The sequence below is a fragment of the Kocuria sp. BT304 genome (genome assembly GCF_003290245.1).
Classification (GTDB): domain Bacteria; phylum Actinomycetota; class Actinomycetes; order Actinomycetales; family Micrococcaceae; genus Kocuria; species Kocuria rhizophila_A.
This window is the reverse complement of record NZ_CP030039.1, coordinates 1,815,219-1,832,967: the sequence shown is the minus strand read 5'-3', so window position 1 is coordinate 1,832,967 and position 17,749 is coordinate 1,815,219. Positions and strand designations below refer to the sequence as shown.

The 17,749-nt window shown below is 72.6% G+C and carries 13 protein-coding genes; 7 read left to right on the top strand and 6 right to left on the bottom strand.

The features are described from left to right. The first annotated feature begins 111 nt into the window (after positions 1-111). Together DNL27_RS08105 and DNL27_RS08100 are read left to right on the top strand one after the other, a co-directional pair. On the top strand, positions 112-3,561 hold the full coding sequence (locus DNL27_RS08105) for a pyruvate carboxylase (protein ID WP_112235231.1): 3,450 nt from the start codon (positions 112-114) through the stop codon (positions 3,559-3,561). 114 nt (positions 3,562-3,675) lie between these two features. After that, a complete protein-coding gene (locus DNL27_RS08100) occupies positions 3,676-5,100 on the top strand; it encodes a mycothione reductase (protein WP_112235230.1) in 1,425 nt (474 codons plus the stop codon). 58 nt (positions 5,101-5,158) lie between these two features. Here the strand turns inward: DNL27_RS08100 and DNL27_RS08095 are convergent, their stop codons facing one another. The 3 genes from DNL27_RS08095 to DNL27_RS08085 all read right to left on the bottom strand — a co-directional run bounded on the left by DNL27_RS08095 (position 5,159) and on the right by DNL27_RS08085 (position 8,355). Next, the gene (locus DNL27_RS08095) at positions 5,159-6,967 is read right to left on the bottom strand and encodes a long-chain fatty acid--CoA ligase (RefSeq protein WP_012398570.1); all 1,809 of its coding nucleotides are present in this window, start codon (positions 6,965-6,967) and stop codon (positions 5,159-5,161) included. Between the two features lie 186 nt (positions 6,968-7,153). Then, positions 7,154-7,567 carry a hypothetical protein gene (locus tag DNL27_RS08090; protein ID WP_112235229.1) on the bottom strand — a complete coding sequence of 138 codons (414 nt, stop codon included), beginning with the start codon at positions 7,565-7,567 and terminating at the stop codon, positions 7,154-7,156. Then, entirely contained in the window at positions 7,564-8,355 is a 792-nt protein-coding gene (locus DNL27_RS08085) for a carboxylesterase (protein WP_112235228.1), read from the bottom strand. The genes DNL27_RS08090 and DNL27_RS08085 overlap by 4 nt, the downstream gene beginning before the upstream one ends. Positions 8,356-8,484: 129 nt before the next feature. On the opposite strand from DNL27_RS08085, the gene DNL27_RS08080 reads away from it, so the two are divergent. Together DNL27_RS08080 and DNL27_RS08075 are read left to right on the top strand one after the other, a co-directional pair. Continuing rightward, positions 8,485-9,339: a 1-acyl-sn-glycerol-3-phosphate acyltransferase gene (locus tag DNL27_RS08080; protein WP_112235227.1), complete on the top strand. Its 855-nt coding sequence runs from the start codon at positions 8,485-8,487 to the stop codon at positions 9,337-9,339. Between the two features lie 9 nt (positions 9,340-9,348). After that, positions 9,349-10,743 (top strand): class II 3-deoxy-7-phosphoheptulonate synthase, encoded by a 1,395-nt coding sequence (locus DNL27_RS08075; RefSeq protein WP_012398566.1) that lies wholly within the window; start codon positions 9,349-9,351, stop codon positions 10,741-10,743. An 85-nt stretch (positions 10,744-10,828) separates the two neighbouring features. Here DNL27_RS08075 and pknB read toward each other — a convergent pair whose 3' ends face one another. Together pknB and DNL27_RS08065 are read right to left on the bottom strand one after the other, a co-directional pair. After that, complete coding sequence (pknB, locus tag DNL27_RS08070) at positions 10,829-12,685, bottom strand: Stk1 family PASTA domain-containing Ser/Thr kinase (protein ID WP_112235226.1); 1,857 nt, start codon at positions 12,683-12,685, stop codon at positions 10,829-10,831. A 4-nt stretch (positions 12,686-12,689) separates the two neighbouring features. Further along, positions 12,690-13,811 carry a LysM peptidoglycan-binding domain-containing protein gene (locus DNL27_RS08065; RefSeq protein WP_012398564.1) on the bottom strand — a complete coding sequence of 374 codons (1,122 nt, stop codon included), beginning with the start codon at positions 13,809-13,811 and terminating at the stop codon, positions 12,690-12,692. Between the two features lie 147 nt (positions 13,812-13,958). Here DNL27_RS08065 and DNL27_RS08060 point away from each other — a divergent pair, with 147 nt between their 5' ends. After that, on the top strand, positions 13,959-14,351 hold the full coding sequence (locus tag DNL27_RS08060; protein WP_012398563.1) for an Rv2175c family DNA-binding protein: 393 nt from the start codon (positions 13,959-13,961) through the stop codon (positions 14,349-14,351). A gap of 120 nt (positions 14,352-14,471) precedes the next feature. Here DNL27_RS08060 and DNL27_RS08055 read toward each other — a convergent pair whose 3' ends face one another. Beyond that, the gene (locus tag DNL27_RS08055) at positions 14,472-15,584 is read right to left on the bottom strand and encodes a polyprenyl synthetase family protein (RefSeq protein WP_012398562.1); all 1,113 of its coding nucleotides are present in this window, start codon (positions 15,582-15,584) and stop codon (positions 14,472-14,474) included. A gap of 230 nt (positions 15,585-15,814) precedes the next feature. On the opposite strand from DNL27_RS08055, the gene dinB reads away from it, so the two are divergent. Then, positions 15,815-17,053 (top strand): DNA polymerase IV, encoded by a 1,239-nt coding sequence (gene dinB, locus DNL27_RS08050; protein WP_112235225.1) that lies wholly within the window; start codon positions 15,815-15,817, stop codon positions 17,051-17,053. Positions 17,054-17,103: 50 nt separating this feature from the next. Beyond that, the gene (locus DNL27_RS08045; RefSeq protein WP_112235224.1) at positions 17,104-17,499 is read left to right on the top strand and encodes a DUF3040 domain-containing protein; all 396 of its coding nucleotides are present in this window, start codon (positions 17,104-17,106) and stop codon (positions 17,497-17,499) included. Positions 17,500-17,749: the final 250 nt, after the last annotated feature.

Here is a 17,749-nt window from a genome sequence, read left to right as displayed (position 1 = left end):
GATCCGCGGAAGCGGCCCGGGGGAGGGGCGGCTCACGTAAGCTGGCGGCAGGTATCCACTCCTCACCCAGTGCGCGGGAACCCACGGGTCCGGCGTGCGGAAACGGAAGTCATGTTCTCCAAGATTCTGGTGGCCAACCGCGGCGAGATCGCGATCCGGGCCTTCCGGGCGGCGTACGAGCTGGGAGCCGGCACCGTCGCCGTCTTCCCCCAGGAGGATCGCAACTCCATCCACCGCCAGAAGGCGGACGAGGCCTACCACATCGGCGAGGAGGGCCACCCCGTCCGGGCGTACCTGGACGTGGCCGAGATCATCCGGGTGGCCAAGGAGGCCGGAGCGGACGCCATCTACCCCGGCTACGGCTTCCTCTCCGAGAACCCGGAGCTCGCGCGCGCCGCCCAGGCCGAGGGCATCACCTTCGTGGGCCCCCGCGCGGAGATCCTCGAGCTCGCGGGCAACAAGGTGGAGGCGCTGCGGGCCGCCCGCCGCGCCGGGATCCCCACCCTGGAGTCCTCGGACCCCTCCTCGGACCGGGACACGCTGATCGCCGCGGCCGAGAAGATCGGCTACCCCGTGTTCGTCAAGGCCGTGGCCGGCGGCGGCGGCCGCGGGATGCGCCGGGTGGAGACCCCCGAGCAGCTGCCCGACGCCCTGGACGCCGCGATGCGCGAGGCGGACACCGCCTTCGGGGACCCCACCGTCTTCATCGAGCAGGCGGTGCTGCGTCCCCGCCACATCGAGGTGCAGATCCTCGCGGACAACGAGGGCAACATCGTCCACCTGTTCGAGCGCGACTGCTCCCTGCAGCGCCGCCACCAGAAGGTCATCGAGATCGCCCCGGCCCCGCAGCTGGACCCCGAGATCCGGGACGCGCTGCACCGCGACGCCGTGAAGTTCGCCAAGGAGCTGGGCTACGTCAACGCGGGCACCGTGGAGTTCCTCGTGGACACCGCCGGCGAGCGCGCGGGTCAGCACGTGTTCATCGAGATGAACCCGCGCATCCAGGTGGAGCACACCGTGACCGAGGAGATCACGGACGTGGACCTCGTGCAGTCCCAGCTGCGCATCGCCGCGGGGGAGACCCTCGCGGACCTCGGGATCGAGCAGGACACCCTGCGGGTGCGCGGCGCCGCGCTGCAGTGCCGCATCACCACGGAGGACCCCGCCAACGACTTCCGCCCGGACGTGGGCAAGGTCTCGGCGTACCGCTCCGCCGGCGGCGCCGGGGTGCGCTTGGACGGCGGCACCCTGTACGCGGGCGCGGAGATCTCCCCGCACTTCGACTCGATGCTCGTGAAGCTCACGTGCCGCGGGCGCGACTACGAGACCGCGGTGCTGCGCGCGCGTCGTGCGCTCGCGGAGTTCCGCATCCGCGGCATCGCCACCAACATCCAGTTCCTGCAGGCCGTGCTGCACAACCCGGACTTCCTGGCCGGGGACGTGGCCACGGACTTCATCGAGAACCACCCGGACCTGCTCAAGGGCAAGGGCTCCGCGGACCGCGGCACGCGTGCGCTGAACTACCTGGCCGAGGTCACGGTCAACAAGCCCAACGGCGAGCGGGTGGACGGGATCGACCCGCGCGACAAGCTGCCCCACTACCCCGGGGACAAGCGCGACGAGCCCTACCGCAGCCCGTTCGACGGCCCGTCCCAGCACGAGGTCCCCTCGGGCTGGCGGCAGGTGCTGCAGGAGAAGGGCCCCGAGGGGTTCGCGCGCACCCTGCGCGAGTACGAGCCGCTGGCGGTCACCTCCACCACGTTCCGGGACGCCCACCAGTCCCTGCTGGCCACCCGTGTGCGCACCCGTGACCTGCTCGCGGCGGCACCGGCCTACGCCCACCTGCTGCCGGGGCTGCTCTCGATCGAGGCCTGGGGCGGTGCCACGTACGACGTCGCACTGCGCTTCCTGGGGGAGGATCCCTGGGAGCGGCTGCGCCTGCTGCGCGAGGCGATGCCCAACATCCCCATCCAGATGCTGCTGCGCGGGCGCAACACCGTGGGCTACACCCCCTACCCCGTGGAGGTGACCAACGCGTTCGTGGCCGAGGCCGCCGAGACCGGCGTGGACATCTTCCGCATCTTCGACGCCCTGAACGACGTCGAGCAGATGCGCCCCGCGATCGAGGCCGTGCGGGCCACGGGCACTGCCGTGGCCGAGGTGGCCCTGTGCTACACGGGCAACCTGCTGGACCCGGAGGAGTCCGTCTACACGCTGGACTACTACCTGGACCTCGCGCAGCAGTGCGTGGACGCCGGGGCCCACATCCTGGCCATCAAGGACATGGCGGGTCTGCTGCGCCCCGAGGCGGCGCGCCGCCTGGTGAGCGCGCTGCGGGAGCGCTTCGACCTGCCGCTGCACCTGCACACCCACGACACTGCGGGCGGCCAGCTGGCCACCCTGCTGGCGGCCGCCGAGGCCGGGGTGGACGCCGTGGACGCGGCGTCGGCCTCCATGGCCGGGACCACCTCGCAGGTCTCGGGCTCCGCGCTCGTGGCCGCGCTCGAGAACACCGAGCGGGACACGCGCCTGGACCTGGACGTGGTGAGCGACATGGAGCCCTACTGGGAGGTCGTGCGCTCGATCTACAAGCCCTTCGAGTCCGGTCTCACGAGCCCCACGGGCCGCGTGTACCGCCACGAGATCCCGGGCGGTCAGCTCTCCAACCTCCGGCAGCAGGCCATCGCGCTGGGCCTGGGCGAGAAGTTCGAGGCCATCGAGGACATGTACCACGCTGCGGACCGGATGCTGGGCCACCTGGTGAAGGTCACGCCCTCCTCCAAGGTGGTGGGGGACCTCGCCCTGCAACTCGTGGGCATGGACGTGGATCCCGCGGAGTTCGAGGCGGATCCCCGCAAGTTCGACATCCCCGACTCCGTGATCAACTTCCTGGCCGGTGAGCTGGGAACCCCGCCCGCGGGCTGGCCCGAGCCGTTCCGCTCCAAGGCGCTCGAGGGGCGCACCGTGAACCTCGCGGACGAGGAGCTCTCGGCGGAGGACCGCGAGGGGCTCGAGCAGCCCGGTGCGGTGCGCCGTGCCACGCTCAACCGCCTGCTCTTCCCGGGTCCCACGAAGGAGTTCGAGACCTCCCGGACGAAGTACGGGGACGTCTCCGTGCTGCACACGCGCGACTTCCTCTACGGCCTGGACCAGGACCACGAGCACGTGATCTCGCTCGGCAAGGGCGTGCGTCTGCTGGTGACCCTGCAGGCCATCTCCGAGCCGGACGAGAAGGGCATGCGCACGGTGATGGTGACCCTCAACGGGCAGCTGCGCCTGCTGGAGATCCGCGACGAGTCCGTGAAGTCGCAGGCCGTGGAGACCGAGAAGGCCGACACCTCCAAGCCGGGCCACGTGGCGGCGCCGTTCGCCGGTGCGGTCACGGTCACCGTCTCCGAGGGGGACACCGTCTCCGCCGGGGACTCCGTGGCCACGATCGAGGCCATGAAGATGGAGGCCTCCATCACCGCCCCCGTGGCCGGGACCGTCTCCCGGGTCGCGCTCGCGGACACCGCCCATGTCAGCGGCGGGGACCTCGTGCTGGTGATCGACCCGCAGTAGTCCCTCCGCATCCACCGGCCCCGCGGCACCCACCGTGTCCGCTGGGCCGGTGCGCACGACGCCGCCCGCGCACCGCGCCGGGCGGCGTCGTCGTCGGGTCCTAGGATAGGGCGCATGCGATCTTTTGACCTGATCATCGTCGGCTCCGGCTCGGGCAACTCGCTGCTCACGGACGAGTACCGGGACCTGGACGTCGCCATCGTGGAACCCGGCCGGTTCGGGGGGACATGTCTGAACGTGGGGTGCATCCCCACCAAGATGTACGCCTACCCGGCCACCGTGGGGGACCAGGCGCGGGACGCCATTCGGCTGGGCCTGGACGCCGTGATCGAGGGTGTGGACTGGCCCGGCATGCGGGATCGGATCTTCGCCCGGATCGACGCCATCTCCAAGAACGGGCTGCAGTACCGCGAGTCGCTCGACAACGTCACGGTGATCCAGGAGTACGTGCACTTCGTGGAACCCAAGGTCCTCGAGACCGAGTCCGGGCAGCGGATCACCGCCGATCAGATCGTGCTGGCCAACGGTTCGCGGGTCCGCATCCCGGACGTGCCGGGTGCCGACCTGCCCGGGGTACACACCTCGGACACCGTGATGCGCCTGGACGAGTTCCCCCGGGACGTCATCGTGGTGGGCGGCGGGTACGTGGCCGCCGAGTTCTGCCACGTCTTCCGCGGACTGGGCGCATCCGTGACCCAGCTCAACCGTTCGCAGCGTTTGCTGCGCGAACACGACGACACGATCGCCGAACGCTTCACGCGCGAGGCCGCCGAACAGTGGGACCTGCAACTCGGGTGGACGCTGTCCGGGATCGAGCTCGCCGAGGACGGCCGCCTGACGGTGTCAGCGCAGGCCTCCGACGGTTCCAGTCAGCACTGGGACGGCACTGCCGACGTCGTCCTGCTGGCGACGGGCAGGGTCCCCAACGCGGACACCCTGCGCCCGGAGGCCGCCCACCTGGATGTCACCGACACCGGCCTGCTCGCCGTGGACGAGTACCAGCGTGTGCTTTCCGGCGGGGAACCCGTGAGCGGTCTGTGGGCGCTCGGGGACGTGTGCTCCCCGTTCCAGCTCAAGCACGTGGCCAATGCCGAGGCCCGCACGGTCTCCCACAACGTGGTGCACCCGCAGGAGCTGCGCGCGACCGACCACCGCTACGTGCCCTCCGCCGTGTTCACCGAACCCCAGATCGCATCCGTGGGCATGACCGAGGACCAGGCCCGTGACTGGGCCGCCCGCAACGACGAGCGGATCACGGTCAAGGAACAGGACTTCGGGGACGTGGCCTACGGCTGGGCCATGGAGGATCACGCCGGGATCTGCAAACTCATCGCGAACGCCCGCACCGGTGAGCTGCTGGGCGCGCACCTGATCGGGCGGGACTCGTCCAACCTGATCCAGCCGCTCGTCCAGGGCATGTCCTTCGGGTTGCGGGCCCACGAGATGGCGCGCGGCCAGTACTGGATCCATCCTGCGCTCGCGGAGGTCGTGGAGAACGCACTGCTCGGCCTGGACGTCCCCGGCCAGCGCGCGGACTGAACGACGACGCCGCCGGCACCCTCGCGCGCAGGAGTGCCGGCGGCGTCGTGCGCTGCGGCTACTTCGTGTAGATCTGCTCGATGACGTCCGAGAAGTCCTCGGTGACCTTGGCGCGCTTGAGCTTCAGGGACGGCGTGAGATAGCCGTCCGCGACCGTGAGGTCCCGGTCCAGGATGCGGAACGCCTTGATGCCCTCGGCCCGCGAGACCTTGGTGTTGGCGTGGTCCACGATGCGCTGGACGTGGTGCACCACGGCCGGTTCCCGCGCGGCCTGCGCGAGGCTCAGCCCGGGGTCGAGGCCCAGGGTGGGCAGGACGTTCGGCAGGGTCTCGGGATCCAGGGTGATCAGCGCGGCCACGAACGGCCGGTTGTCCCCGACCACCATGATCTGGCCCACCGTGGCGGAGGCCCGGATGGGGTCCTCCAGCTGCGTGGGGATCACGTTCTTCCCGCTCGCGGTGACGATGATCTCCTTCTTGCGCCCCGTGACGGTGAGCAGCCCCTCGTCATCGAGGTGCCCGAGGTCCCCGGTGGCGAACCAGCCGTCCCGGAAGGCCTCGGCGGTCTTCTCCGGCAGCCCGTTGTAGCGCTCGAAGACGTTCACACCGCGCACCAGGATCTCGCCGTCCTCCGCGATGGCCACCTCGTTGCCGGGCATGGGGTGGCCCACGGTGCCCAGCCGGTTGATGCTCGGCACGTTAGCGGAGATGGGAGCGGTGGTCTCGGTGAGCCCGTAGCCTTCCACCACGAACACGCCGATGCCGTTGAAGAAGTGGGCCAAGTACTCGCCCAGCGCCGCGCCGCCCGAGACGGCGTAGCGGACCTCGCCGCCCATGGCCTCCCGCAGGGTGGAGTAGACCAGCTTGTCGTAGAGCCGGTGGCGCGCCGCGAGCCACGGCGAGACCCGGCCCTGCTGGGAGGCCTTGGACCACGCGGCCGCCGTGGCCACCGCGCGCTCGAAGATCAACTTCTTCACCGGCGATCCCGCCTGGGCCTTGAAACGGGCCCCCGCCAGGATCTTCTCGAAGACCCGCGGCACCGCCAGGATGAAGGTGGGCTTGAAGCGGGCGAGGTCGTCCATGAGCTGGGAGACGTCCGGGGTGTGGGCCAGGGCGATGCCGGCGTCCAGGGAAGTGACCTCCACGAACCGCGCGAACACGTGGGCCAGCGGCAGGAACAGCAGGGTGCGCGCGCCCTCGTGCATGAGCTCACCAGCCACGGGGATGGCGTTCTGGGAGCACGCCACAAAGTTGCGGTGGGTCAGCTCGCAGCCCTTGGGCGGCCCGGTGGTCCCGGAGGTGTAGATGAGCGTGGCGGCGTCGTCCAGGCTCACGCCGTCGTAGGGGGTCTCAAGGTCCTCGCGCCCGGCACCCGCCTGCACCACGGCCTCGAGCGAGAGCTCCGGGGTGTCCGTGTCGAAGACCCGGATGCGCTGCGCGGCCGGGAACGCCGTGATCCCGTCCGCCTCGCGCACCCGCTGCGCGAGCTCGTCCGACTCCACGAACACCGCGGTGGCGCGGGAGTCCGAGAGGATCCACGCGATCTGGTCCGGGGAGGAGGTGTCGTAGACCGGCACGGGGACGGCACCGAGCCACCACAGTGCGAAGTCCACGAGCGTCCACTCGTAGCGGGTGCGGCTCAGCAGCCCCACGCGGTCCCCGGGGCGGATGCCCTGCGCGGCCATCCCGCGGGCCAGGGCCACCACCTCGGCGCGGAACTCGCGGGCGGTGACGTCCCGCTCCCGCCCCTTGGCGAGGATCGTGTAGAGCACGAGGTCCGGACGCGTGCGGGCACGCTCCTCGAGGATGTGCGCGATCCCCGGGTACGGCAGGGGATCGACGATGGCCGGGGCGCTGACGCGTCTCATGGGAGTACCTTCCTGGCGAGATTCCGTCTCAGTTTACGGTGTGTTCACCTTCACACCATGCCGACCGTGGACGTGTCCATACAAACCGGCGCCGTGCGCCACGGCCCCGGACCGGCGCGCCGGCGGGGACCCGGGCGGCGTCGTGCCTCGCGTCCGAACCGGGTGGGCGGGGTGTGAGACCCCGGATCACAGCACGGCGCCGTCGTCGTCCCGGGGGGAGTCCCGGGGCAGTGCCCGGAAGACCAGGAACAGGGCCCCCACGAGGGCCGCGATCCCCGCGGCCCACACCGGGGCGGGCAGCCTGCCCGGCAGCGCGGCCAGCCCAAGCATCACCACGAGCACGGCGAGCACCGCGCTCAGGGCGCGCAGCATGCCGGGGGAGATCCCGCTCGTCACGGGTCCGGGATCGGGGTCGTAGGCGGCGTCGCCGTCGTCCTCGGCGAGCTCACGGGGAATCTCCTGGGGCGGCTGCTGGGCCGCGTCCCACTCGAAGTCCTCGGCCCACGGCTCCATGTCCTCGTCGTCGCGCGGGACGTCGTCCCACGTGTTGGCGCGGATGATCCTCTCGAACGGGTCCTGCGAGGGCTCGCGGTCGCTCACTCCCGGACCTCCGGCAGGAACGACTCGCCGCGGGAGATCCGCTGCACCGCGTCCCGGGACCGGGCCTCGATGAGCGGGGCGTCGTGGTCCAGGGTGGCCACGTGGTAGCTGTCCGGCAGGGGGACCACGCGCACCGGGCCCGTGGCGCGCCGCGCCACCAGGTCCGCGGAGGTCCCGGAGACCACGTGGTCCTCCTCGGAGCGGAAGACGATCACGGGGGCGGTCACCGCGGGCAGCATCCTGGCCGTGCGGTGCATGAGCACGTTGAGCTGCGCCACGGCCGCCAGCGGGGTGCGGTCGTAGGCGGACTCGAGCACCGACTCCCGCCGGATGTCGCTGCCGATCCCGGGCAGGGACGGCACGGCACGGGCCAGCACCCGGCTGAACCGGGCGGCGCGGTTCACCAGCGCGAGCGCGGGGTTCACGAGCAGCACCCCGGCCACCTCGCGCCGTTCCGCGGTGTGCAGGGCCAGGGCGCCGCCCATCGAGAGCCCGCACACGACCACGTGCTCGTGGTGCTCCTTCAACCGCCAGTACTCGCGGTCCACGGCGTCCCGCCACGCTTGCCAGCTCTGCTCGGCGAGGTCCTGCCACTGCGTGCCGTGGCCCGGCAGCAGGGGGACGCTCACGCCCGGGTGCGCCCCGGCGTCGTCCGTGGCCGTGTGGATCGCGCGGGCCCAGTCCCGCACCGACGCCGTGGTGGACGTGAAGCCGTGGAGCACCAGGACACCCACCGAGGACGTTCCGGGCAGGTGCAGGGGACCGTGGTCTGGCTGTTGCGTTGACATGGCGCCATTGTGCCAGCCCCGGGTCCGGCGCATGAGAGAATCGCCCGGGGCCGTGCGGGGCCGGGCACGCACCGCGCGGACGGGCCGCCGGGGCCCGCACCCGGCACGTCGACGAAAGGGCTCGCGCTCATGGTGTACATGTTCCTCCGGAACTACGTGGTAGCCCCCGTGGTCAACATGGTCTGCCGACCCACCGTGATCGGCCTGGAACACGTCCCCGCCCACGGGCCCGCGATCCTCGCGAGCAACCACCTGTCCGTGCCGGACTCGATCTTCATGCCGGTGGCCGTCCCGCGGCAGGTCTACTTCTTGGCCAAGTCCGAGTACTTCAACACCCCCGGCATCCGCGGGCGGATCGTCGCGGCGTTCTTCAAGGCCATCAACCAGATCCCCATGGACCGCCGCGGCGGCAGCGCGAGCGCGAAGTCCCTCAGCGCGGGCGGGCAGGCGCTGGCCGAGGGCAAGCTCGTGGGCATCTACCCGGAGGGCACCCGCTCGCCGGACGGACGGCTCTACCGGGGCAAGATCGGCGTGGCACGGCTCGCCCTGGAGACCGGTGCACCCGTGGTCCCCGTGGCCATGATCGGCACGGACACGATGCAGCCCCTGGGCTCCCGGTTCCCGGACCCCCGGCGCGCGCGCATCACCACCATCTTCGGGGCCCCCATGGACTTCTCCCACCTGATGTCCCAGCACGGGGACCACGCGACCCTGCGCCGCGTCACGGACGAGATCATGGCCGCCATCGCGGAACTCTCCGGCCAGCAGATCGCGGACGTCTACGCGGCGGACCACAAGCGCCGGCTCGCAGAGGAGAAGACCTCCTCGTTCAAGGCTCAGGCCCGGGAGGTCGCCCAGGCCACGCGGGAGAGGGGACGCTCCGTGACCGACGCCGTGTCCCAGCAGGCCGGCAGCCTCGGCGCGCGGCTGCACGGGCGGTCGCACGAGGAAACCGATGAGGGCGGCCCGGCGCCCACGGCCTAGACTGGAGCAATGAGTGCCGAAACCCTGTCCGATCAGTTCCGATCCGTCATGACCCCCTCGCCCAGCGCCGCGGACTACCCCGGGCTGGACGAGTGGCGGGACAAGACCATCGGGCAGCACCCCCAGTGGGCCCAGCACCCGGACTTCGCGGGCTCCATCCAGGAGCTCAACGCGGTGCCCCCGCTCGTGTTCGCGGGCGAGGTGGACCGGCTGCGCTCCCGCCTCGCGCAGGTGGCCAACGGCGAGGCGTTCTTCCTGCAGGGCGGCGACTGCGCCGAGACCTTCGCGGGCGCCACCGCGGACAAGATCTCCGGGCGCGTGCGCACGCTGCTGCAGATGGCCGTGGTGCTCACCTACGGCGCGTCCCTGCCGGTGGTGAAGATGGGCCGGATGGCCGGCCAGTTCTCCAAGCCCCGCTCCTCCAACGAGGAGACCCGCGACGGCGTGACCCTGCCCTCCTTCCGCGGTGAGATGGTCAACGGCTTCGACTTCACCGAGCAGTCCCGCGTCCACGACCCCAAGCGCATGGTGCGCGGCTACCACACCTCCGCGTCCACGCTGAACCTGATCCGCGCGTTCACGCAGGGCGGTTTCGCGGACCTGCGCCGCGTGCACGCCTGGAACATGGGCTTCGCCGCCAACCCCGCGTACGCCCGGTACGAGTCGATGGCCCGGGAGATCGACCACGCGGTGAAGTTCATGGCCGCGTGCGGCTCGGACTTCGACGCCCTGAAGACCACCGAGTTCTTCGCGGGCCACGAGGCGCTGCTGCTCGACTACGAGCGCGCCCTGACACGCATCGACTCCCGCACCAACCTGCCCTACGGCACGTCCGCCCACTTCCTGTGGATCGGCGAGCGCACGCGCGATCTCGACGGCGCCCACGTGGACCTGCTCTCGCGGCTGCGCAACCCGATCGGCGTGAAGCTCGGTCCGGGCACCACGGGTGAGGACGCCCTGCGCCTCATCGACGCGCTGGACCCGCAGCGCGAGCCCGGCCGCCTCACGTTCATCACCCGGATGGGTGCCCAGAACATCCGGGAGAAGCTGCCCCCGGTGATCCAGGCCGTGGAGGCCTCCGGCGCCAAGCCCGTGTGGGTCACCGACCCCATGCACGGCAACACGGTGTCCCTGCCCTCCGGGTACAAGACCCGCAAGTTCGAGGACGTCGTGGACGAGGTGCGCGGCTTCTTCGAGGTGCACCGCGAGCTGGGGACCTTCCCGGGCGGCATCCACGTGGAGATGACCGGGGACGACGTCGCCGAGTGCCTGGGCGGCTCGGACCCGGTGGCGGAGTCCTCGTTCGCGGAGCGCTACGAGACCCTGTGCGATCCGCGGCTGAACCACATGCAGTCGCTGGAGATCGCGTTCCTGGTCGCGGAGTACCTCTCCGCCCAGAACTGACCCGGACGCGGCCCGGACGCGGGGCCCGTCGGCGGCACCGCGAGGTGCCCCCGGCGGGCCCCGTCCCGTGTGCGGGTGCGTGCGCTCAGAGCACGGTGAGGACCACGGTGGTGCCGTCCTCGCGCTGGCGCACCACGCGGTCCAGGTGCGAGCCCACGGGGGAGTCGATCCGCACGGTGTAGCCGAGGTCCTCCAGGGTGGAGCGCGCCGAGGCGGTGTCCTGGCCCACCACGCTGGGCGGCGGGCCCTGGGGCGTGCTGGTGGCCACGGTGAGCCCCACGCGGGTGCCCTCCTCCACGCTCGCGCCGGCGGCCGGTTCCTGGGACAGCACGGTTCCCTCGGGCTGCTGCGAGTACTCCCGGGTGACCTCCCCGGTCTCGAGTCCCGCGGCACTCACGGCGCCCCGCGCCTGCTCCTCCGCGGAGCCCGTGACCGGGGGGACGTCCACGCGGGCGGGACCGGAGGAGACCACCAGGTTCACCTGCTCGATGCCGCGCACGGTCGCGGCCGGGGCGGGGTCCGTGTCGAGCACCGTGCCGGCCGCTGCGTCCCTGCTGGTGGTGGAACGGACCCCCACGTTCGAGATTCCTGCGGCGTGCAGGGCGCGCTCCGCGGCGGCGGTCTCCTGGCCGACGACGTCCGGAACGGTCGCGGACGCCGTGCCGGGAGCGGAGCCGAGCCACCAGCCCAGGAACGCGGCCACGCCCAGCAGCAGGGCGAAGACCACAGCGGCCACCGCCACGGGCAGCGGGCGCGGCTGCGGGTTGAGCCGCACCCTCGGCTCGTCCGGGGCGCGGTGGGCCGTGGACCCCACCTGGGTGGTGGCCACGGTGCCGGTCGCATCGGGGTCGTACGCGGGCAGGATGGGCCGGTGGGGTGCCGCTCCGCCGTGGTCCCGGGCGGGGAACGCCTCGGTGCGGTCCTCGCCGCCGGTGCGGCCGATCGCCTCGGTGGGTGCCTCGTCCGGCCCGGCCGCGGACCCGGCGCCCTGACTCATGGCCTCGGTGGGCGCGTCCCCCACGGAGCTCCGCCGGTCGTCCGTGCCGAGTGCGCCCTGGGCCCCGGGGAGGACGTCGGTCGCGGCCTCCCGCAGGGACGGCGGGTCGAAGCGCTCGGGCAGGGTGCGTCGGATGGCGAGGGCCAGGTCCAGCAGGGCGGCGGCGTCGGCGGGACGGTGGGAGGCGTCGCGCGCGGTGGCCCGCAGCACGAACTCGTCCAGGGCGGGCGGCACCCCGTGCGCGACGCCGCTGGGGGCGGGGACGTCCCGGCTCACGTGGGCGTTGGCCACCTGCAGCGCGGTGCCCGTGTAGGGGCGGGACCCGGTGAGCATCTCGTAGGCCATGATCCCCACGGCGTAGACGTCGCTGCGCTGGTCCACGGGACCGTCGCCCACGAGCTCGGGGGACGCGTAGCCCACCGTGCCGAGCACGGTGGTGCTCGCCGTGTGGTCGTCCACCGCGCGCGCCAGGCCGAAGTCCGCGACCTTCACGTGGCCGTCCTCGGCGAGCAGCACGTTCTCGGGCTTGACGTCCCGGTGCACCATGCCGAGCCGGTGGGCCCTGGCGAGTCCGCGCAGCACGGGCACGAGCAGGTCCAGGGTGCGGTGGGCGTCCATAGGGGCCTCGCGGGTGATCACCTCGCGCAGGGTGGGCCCGTCCACGAACTCCAGCACGAGGTACAGGACGCCGTCGTCGGTGCGGCCCTGGTCCAGCACGGCCACCACGTCCGGGTGGTGCAGGCGGGCGGCGGCCTTGGCCTCGCGCTCGGCGCGCGCCACGAAACGGGGGTCGTCCGCGAAGTGCGGGTGCATGATCTTCAGCGCCACCGGCCGGTCCAAGCGCTGGTCGAGGCCCTCGTAGACGGCGGCCGTGCCCCCGCGGGCGATCCTGCGGAGCACCAGGTAGCGGTTCTCGAGCAGGGTCCCTACGCGGTGGTCGTTCATGCTGCTACTGGGCAAATTTCCGTTCCTGTGAGCTCACGGCCTTGACGTATGCCTTGGTGTCGGAATACATACCGTACGTGGTCACGCCGTGCAGACCCTGGTAGTAGGCGCCGATGCCCACGGGCTTGGACGGCGCCCGGTGCTGCAGCTCCCGGATGATCGCCACCCCGGCCGTGATGTTGTCCTGCGGGTCCAGCAGGTCCAGGTCACGGCCGACCATCCCGGAGGCCCACTGCCCCGCGGAGGGGACCACCTGCATGGTGCCCACGGCGTCCGCGGGGGACACGACCTCGTGGCGGAACCCCGACTCCTGCGCGGCGTGGGCGAGCGCAAGCGCCGGGTCCACTCCCATCTCACGGGCGGTGGCGGCCACCATCTCGCGGATCTGCGCGGGCGGCGGCACCTGGCGCTGCCGCAGGGCGGCGTGGTGCGCGTTGGCCGAGGCCACCACCTCGGCGGGGTAGCTGCGTCCTGCGAACGTGCCACCCACGGCACTGCGCGCGGCGGGCGCCTTCCGCGGGGTGCTCGTCCCGGACGACGCCGCGGGCGCCTGCCGCTCGGCGCCGCCGGGAACGGTGAGGACGCGCCCGGGCCGCAGCGCCTCGCCCGCGGAGAGCGAGCTGGCCGCCATGAGGTCCGCCACGCTGACCCCCCAGCGCTGCGAGAGGTCCCACAGGGTGTCCCCGGCGCGCACGGAGTGGTGACGGGCCGCGGTCCCGGAGCGGGGTGCGGCCGGCGCACCGGCGGCGTCGTCCGTGGCGGCGCCGGGGGAGGTGCGGGGGGCCGTGGGCTGCGCCTGACGCGCCGCGGAGGTCCCCGGAAGCACGAGCCGCTGGCCGGGGCGGATCATGCCGTGGGCCGGGAGCCGGTTGACGGCCATGAGCTCCTTGACGCCCACGCCGTGCGACGTGGCCAGGGACCACAGCGAGTCGCCCGCGGCCACGGTGACGTGGTCCGGCCGCTGCTGCTCGGCCACGTGAACGGTCTGGGGTGCCTCGGGTGCGGCCTGGGCGGCGTCGACCGTGCCGAGAGCGGTGAGCGCCGCGAGCGCGGCCGCGGAGCCCTGAGCGGCACGGCGGGACCACGCGGCGCGGGGGGAACGGTCCTGGGGCGGCTCAACCGGCATGTTCGTGACACCTGTCTCTGATGAGGGGGAAGGGGGACGATCCATGGCGCCGCGGAGGCGCCGCACGGTGCCCCCAGGCTACCCGACGGGCACCCCGCGGCAGGTGTCCCGGCCGTTCTGCGGGGGCCGCCGCGCCGTGGCAGAGTAGTGCCCGTGAACTACGCAACCGATCTCACGCCGCAGGAATTCGCCGAGCTCGACGCCCTGGTGGGCGAGTGGACCCACCTGCCGGACATCGCAGAGGCCATGGACATCCAGATCACCCGGGTGCACCGGCTCATGGACGACGGCTCCCTGCTGGAGGTGCGCCGCCCCGAGGACCGGGTGCGGGTGGTGCCCGCCGAGTTCATGGACGGCGCCCACCCCGTGGACTCCCTCAAGGGCACGGTGGCCGTGCTGCGGGACGCCGCGTTCACGGACGCCCAGGCCATCCGCTGGCTGTTCACCGAGGACGAGTCCCTGCCCGGGCGCCCGATCGACGCCCTGCGGCGCGGCCAGAAGACCGAGGTGCGACGCCGCGCCCAGGCCCTCGGCTGGTGACCCGGCGCGGCTGAGCGCCCCGTCCCACCGGCGCGCGGTCTCACGGGCGCGCCGTTGCCGAGTGCCCCGCTGCGCTCGTCGCGGTGGGGGAGCCGGGTGGTCCCTTCCGCAGGTGGACCGTCAGCGCGCCCGTCTGACCGCCGCGTCCGCGAGCGCCTGCAGACCCGCCCGCGGCACGGGGCCGGTGGGCAGCGCCGCAAGACCGGCGTCTGCGTCCCGCACGAGCTGCGCGATCAGCTGCTCGGAGCGCTCGTGGGCGCCGGTGGAGTGCATCAGCTCGCGCACGCGGGCGACGTCGGTGCCGGCGAGGTCCGCCCTGCCGAGCACAGACTCGAGCCACGCGCGCTGCGAGGGGGTGGCCCGCTCCTCGCACAGCGCCACGAGGGCGGTGCGCTTGCCCTCCCGAACGTCGTCCCCGGCGGGCTTGCCCGTGGTCTCGGGGTCCCCGAAGACTCCCAGGACGTCGTCGCGCAGCTGGAACGCCTCGCCGAGGGGCAGGGTGAACGCGGCGCACGCCCGCAGGAACGCCTCGTCCGCACCCGCGAGGGCCGCTCCGATGGCCACCGGGTGCTCCACCGAGTACTTCGCGGACTTGTAGCGCAGCACGGTCATGGCGCGCTCGAGCTGCCGCGCGGGTTCCGCGGCCGGCGGAGCCACCTCGGCGTGGATGTCCAGGTACTGTCCCGCCATCACCTCGGTGCGCATGGTCGAGAAGATCTCGCGCGCGCGGGCCCCCGCCTGCGGCGCGACCCTCGCGGCGGCGTCGGCGAACAGCTGCTCCGCGAAGGACAGGCTCATGTCACCCGTGAGCACCGCGGCGCTGACGCCGAAGTGCGCGGGATCCGCCGCCCAGCCCGACTCGCGGTGGAGGGCCTCGAAGACGCGGTGCACGCTGGGCCTGCCGCGGCGCGTGTCGGAGCGGTCCAGGATGTCGTCGTGGATCAGGGCCGCTGTCTGGAACAGTTCCAGGGACGCCGCCGCGGCCACGACGACGTCGGACCCCGCCTCCCCGCCCGCCGCGCGCCACCCCCAGTGGCACAGCCGCGCGCGCAGCCGCTTGCCGCCCTCCGTGAGCTGCCCGACGGCGTCGACCAGCCGCGTGGCATCCGGGGAGATGGCGGTGACATGCTCCCGCTCGACCGCGAAGAACCCGCGGATCCGGGCGTCGAGGTCCTCGCGGAACTGCGTGTCCTGCGCTGACGCGGTGGCGGAGGGCTGGTCCGAGGGGGTCATGTCCGGGGCACCTTTGCTGGGAGGGGCGTCCGTGGCCTCACGGTCACGGCGGGTGCCGTCCGGGCGGAGCCGCGGACCGGCCCGACCAGCCTAGCGGCACCACTGCGCGGGAGCCGTCCAGGATGTCTGAGCCCGCCCCTAGGGTGGGAGGTGTCGTCGGCCCCGTGGCGGGGTCGTCGCGCTCGCCGCCGCAGGAGATCACGGCGGCGCGCACGGAGAGGAGTCACGGGATGGGCGGTCCGAGCCCGCAGCAGCTGAGCGAGTACCGGCGCTGCGCGATCCTGCACGTGGACATGGACATGTTCTACGTGGGGGTCGAGCTGCTGGACGCCCCCCAGCACCGCGGCCGGCCCGTGATCGTGGCGGGCTCCGGGCCGCGCTCGGTGGTGCTCTCGGCGTCCTACGAGGCACGCCGGTTCGGGGTGCACTCCGCCATGCCCGTGTCCCAGGCACGCGCGAGGTGCCCCTCCGCCGTGCTGCTCGAGCCGCACCGTGAGGCGTACGCGCACTACTCGCGCATCGTCATGGACATCTTCCGCTCGGTCACGGACCGGGTGGAGCAGCTCAGCGTGGACGAGGCCTTCGTGGACGTCTCCGGTGCCATCCGGCGCTGCGGCCCTCCCGTGGAGATCGCCCGGGGACTGCGCCGCACCATCCAGCAGCGCACCGGGCTCACGGCCTCCGTGGGGGTCGCCGAGAACAAGACCGTGGCCAAGATCGCCTCGGCCCACTGCAAGCCGGACGGGCTGCTGGTGGTGGCCCCGGAGCACACGCGGGCCTTCCTCGCCCGGCTGCCCGTGGACCGGCTGTGGGGCGTGGGCAGGCGCACCTCGGAGACCCTGCGCGCCGCGGGGCTCGCCACGGTGGGGGACATCGCCGGGACACCGCTGCCCCGGCTGCACGCCCTCGTGGGGGTGGCCTCGGGCTCCCACCTGCAGCAGCTCGCGCTGGGCCACGACCCCCGCCCCGTGACGCCCACGCGCGAGGAGAAGAGCCTGGGGGCGGAGCGAACCTTCCAGACGGACCTTTCCGAGACCGCCGAGCTCAAGCGTGTGCTGCTGGGGCTGTGCCACGACACCGCGGCTCGGTTGCGCCGCCACGGGCTGCGGGCCGGGCGCGTGGGGCTGAAGCTGCGGTACGCGGACTTCACCACCATCTCGCGTTCACGGACGCTCGGGCACCCCGTGACGTCCGCGCACGACCTCTACACCGAGGCCGCGGGACTGCTCGACGCGCTCGGCCGGCGCCCGCAGGCTGTGCGCCTCGTGGGGATCCGTGCGGAGAAGCTCGTGGGCGCCGACCACGCCCTGCAGCTGAGCCTCGACGGGCGGGACGCCGAGTGGGGTGCCGCCGAGGAGGCCATGGACCGGGTGCACCACCGCTTCGGGCCGGGGACCGTGCGCCCGGCGAAACTCGTGAACCCCACGGTGCCAAACCGCCCGGCACGGGATATTCTGGACGGTACGTGAGGGACGGTCCCACGGCCACCGCCTCGCTCTCTCAACCCTCAGGAGGAATCGTGCCTCTCTCCGAGCACGAACAGCAGCTTCTCGCCCAGCTCGAGAAGCAGCTGCACGAAGACGACCCCCGCTTCGCATCCAGCATGCACACCGAGACCGTCCAGGGTCGGGGGTCCATGCGCAACGTGGTGCTCGGCGTGGTCCTGGCCGTGGTGGGCCTGGGTGTCCTGCTCGCGGGTGTCTCCACCCAGCTGATCGTCGTGGGCGTCCTGGGATTCGTGGTCATGGCCGGCGGCACGTACGTGGCCACCATCCGCAGCAGGACCGCACGCGGAGCCACCGGCCCCTCGGCCCCCACCGCCGGTGGGTCGGGTCCGGCCCCCAAGAAGAAGTCCTCCTCTTTCCTCCAGGGGCTCGAGGAGAAGTGGGACAGGCGCAACCAGGGCGGGCTCTGACCGCCCCACCCAGGGCCGCCACGGCCCCTCCAGCACTGAACTCCCCGACGTGTCGCCGGGGAGTTCTTTCATGTCCGGATCCGGCACGGCACCGACGGAGCCGCAGACCAGTGCCGTGTTCGGACCGTTCCGCGGGCCCGGACGGGGGAGTGGGGCGGGCCGCCGAGGGGGCGGATGCGTTGACCGGGGAGCGCAGTGGAGTAAAGTGGAGGGCGGTAGAGAGACGAGGGTCGGGCTGGGCCTGAGGCGG